Origin of the sequence: Fodinicurvata fenggangensis DSM 21160 (genome assembly GCF_000686045.1) — a bacterium.
In the GTDB taxonomy this organism is placed as follows: Bacteria; Pseudomonadota; Alphaproteobacteria; order Kiloniellales; family DSM-21159; genus Fodinicurvata; species Fodinicurvata fenggangensis.
The window spans coordinates 1-3,265 of sequence record NZ_JMLV01000030.1 but is presented as its reverse complement, the minus strand read 5'-3'; the positions used below and the strand labels follow the sequence as shown (position 1 = coordinate 3,265).

At 53.7% G+C, this 3,265-nt stretch carries 3 protein-coding genes; all 3 read left to right on the top strand.

The annotated features are described in order from the left end of the window. The first annotated feature begins 418 nt into the window (after positions 1-418). Positions 419-1,300, top strand: coding sequence for a type IV toxin-antitoxin system AbiEi family antitoxin domain-containing protein (locus BP38_RS0118145; RefSeq protein ID WP_026988883.1), 882 nt, complete (start codon positions 419-421; stop codon positions 1,298-1,300). After that, positions 1,293-2,210 (top strand): nucleotidyl transferase AbiEii/AbiGii toxin family protein, encoded by a 918-nt coding sequence (locus BP38_RS0118140; RefSeq protein WP_026988882.1) that lies wholly within the window; start codon positions 1,293-1,295, stop codon positions 2,208-2,210. Before BP38_RS0118145 ends, BP38_RS0118140 begins: the two co-directional genes overlap by 8 nt. A 10-nt stretch (positions 2,211-2,220) precedes the next feature. Beyond that, positions 2,221-3,265 (top strand): type IIL restriction-modification enzyme MmeI (locus BP38_RS0118135; RefSeq protein ID WP_026988881.1); only part of this gene is annotated, 1,045 nt, incomplete at its 3' end.

The following is a 3,265-nucleotide window of genomic DNA, read 5'->3' as shown; positions in this document are numbered from 1 at the left end:
CCCGCCACTGTTGCAAAGCTTGGTGATATCACCGTCTTTGTCCTTGCCAGATGCGGTGACTTTCCGATCAGCCATTTGAAAACCTCCTACTACATAGCGTGTGCGACTCCACACTACCTACAATATAACAGATTTTAGCTAAAATCGAAAGAAGCGCGCTGTTTTCAACTGGGATCGGGCAACAGCTTTCTCCAACACCCCTGTCTATTATGCTTCAGCATAAGTTTGAGAATGTGGGGTGTGGCTAATTGTAATCTGTTGTGTGGACTTTTTTACAATAGACCTTGCCATATGTCCTCAGGACATATGGCAAGGTCTATTGACTGTCAACTAATGCAAGGTTGCGAGGATACGATTGGATTGACAAATACAACAGCCTCCCGTATATGTCCTCAGGACATATACGGGAGGCTGTTAGATGAACTTTAATGACGCCTTTAAGCAGGCGCTTTTCGAACGTGACCTCCCCATCATCACCTATTACGAACTCTTCCTCCTTGGATACGAGCTCTTCTCCAAAGGCTCCTGGAAAGGCGACCGCCTGAAATACATGCCAAAGGCATGGGATCTGACACGCACGTCACGTGCTCTTGGAAGACTCAAAAGGACCAAAGTCCTCACCAGGGATTCTGATTTCCGCTCCAACGTTTGGCGCGTCATCGAAGCCACACGCGCCGGCTCTGCCGAAGAAGTTGCCTGCCTGGCCGATCCCTTTGCTTATGTCTCTCATCTCTCGGCAATGCAGAGATATAATCTCACCAACAGAAGCCCCAAAGCACTACACATTACCAGACCAACCCATAAGCTCTGGACCCAGCTACGAGATAAAAAAATACAAAAGGATATGCCGCATATCCCCACGACTGAGCGGCCACCCCTTGTTCGACCCGGCTTTAATTCCACCATCCGCCGGCGGCCTGTGGTCCTTCATGAATCAAGTCATCCAGCAATGCCGATTGCCATAAGCGGAGAGCAGACCCGTATCACCTCCATCGGCCGGACCTTTGCTGACATGCTGACAGAGCCGGAACTCTGTGGCGGCATGCGCCATGTCCTCGAGGTGTGGGAAAGGGAAGTCGAGGCCTGGATCCCGGAAATCGTGGAAGCTGTCGATCAGCTCGACAGCAAGATCGCCAAGGTGCGCGCCGGCTATATCCTGTCAGAGGTCATGGACATTTCTCACCCCGTCATCCACAACTGGGAGCAGTATGCGCAAAGAGGTGGGTCCCGGAAACTGGACCCGGAGGCGGACTATGCCCCCGTTTTCTCTGAAAAGTGGATGATCTCACTGAATGCCTGATCTCGATCCGGAAGAGCGCGCACCAGCGCCGGACATTGTTGATGTTGATGTCCGGGCCTGGGTTGAGTCGGTAAGAGCAGACCCAACCCTTTATCGGGATCGCCAGGTGACCGAGATTGTTCTGACCGCTATCGGCCTGACCCCCAGTCTGCATGACACCCTTGTTCTCAAGGGCGGTGCCGTCATGGCGCTTGCCTTCAAGAGCAGCCGGGTCACAGCTGATGTAGATTTCACCGCAACGGTTGAGCCTACGGATCTCGCTGACAGGATTGCAGAGGATCTCAACGCTGTGCTGCCCCGCACGGCAACTAGGCTCGGCTATCTGGATCTGCTCTGCCGGGTTCAAACAGTAGAAAAGCGACCTCGACCACAGAACTTCGAAGAGCAAGACTTTCCCGCTCTGCTTCTTCGGATTGGCTCGGCCCAGCGCGGGACGGGCGAAGAGCGCCGGTTTGAAAGAGGCATGGCTTCGCGTGTCCTGGATATCGAAATCACCTTCCGTGACCAGGTCTATGCCTTCCAGGAGCTCAATCTTACCGGCGCCAATGTAGCTGTGAGAGCCTTCACCTTACACGAGGTTATCGCAGAGAAACTGCGAGCCCTGCTGCAACAGCCCATCCGAAACCGGAACCGGCGCCAGGATATCTACGACATCTCTTACCTGGTCGAAGGACAGACCCTCGATGATGAAGCCAGAAGGGTCATTCTGGCCACTCTGATTGAGAAATGCCGCAGTCGAGGGATTACGCCCACGCCTGATTCAATGGACAACCCGGAAGTTTATCGACGGGCTGAACAGGATTGGGAGTCCCTTGCGCTCGAACTGGGTGATCTGCCGCCCTTTGAAGAGCGTTTCGCAGTTGTCCGCGATTTCTATCTGTCGCTTCCTTGGCCATCTCCAAAGCAATAATCCTGAGCTTATGAATCTGTTCAATAGAAAGACCTTAGATCGGCATACACAGGATATACCTATACCCGCTGAGCATGCGGCTATCCTGAATGCATGGAACGAAATGATCCGGTCCAAACGGATCTACGACCTTAAAGAAACAGCTCTACATGGGGATTTCACCTCGAAGATCCTTGAAGGGATACTCGGCTACAAAGGGCCTTCCCAGAGCGCTGAATATACCGTCTCTGCCGAGCAAGTGATCCTGAGAGGGAGTGTAGATCTCGCCCTCGGGCATTTCGGCGGAACAACTCCGGATATCGTGGCTCCCCTGGAGCTCAAGGGCGCTGAGACCCGCGACCTTGATGCCATCATGCCAGGGCGGAACAAGAGCCCAGTCCAGCAGGCATGGGAATATGCCATGCATGCCCGGGGCGTGAAGTGGGTCTTGGTCTCCAACTACATAGAGTTGCGGCTTTATGGATTTGGAGAAGGCACGGCCGCTTACGAAACCTTCAGACTGGATCGGCTGGACGAGCCTGAAGAATACGCGCGCTTCATGCTCCTGTTATCAGCTGAGAATCTGCTGTCTGGTCGAACACTGGACCTGCTTAAGGAGAGCCGCCGCGAAGACAAGGATATCACGGATAACCTGTACCGCGACTATAAGGCCCTGAGGCAAAGACTGATTGGAGCTGTCCAGGATGCAGACGAAGCAATCACAGCGCTCGACGCCATCGCTGTTGCACAGAAGATCCTCGACCGTGTGCTTTTCATCGCCTTCTCTGAAGACACAGGGCTTCTGCCCGATGAAACCCTCGCACAGGCCTTCGAGACCAGAGATCCCTACAACCCTCGGCCCGTGTGGGACAACTTCAAAGGGCTATTCAAGGCCATCGACCAGGGCAACGACGAGCTCAAGATCCCCCGATATAACGGCGGGCTCTTCACGACAGACGAAACTATCAATGCCCTGGTTCTGCCCGATGAGGTCTGTGAGGGCTTCAAAAAGATCGGAGAGTATGACTTCGCCTCCGAAGTGTCTGTCACTGTTCTGGGGCACATTTTTGAACAGT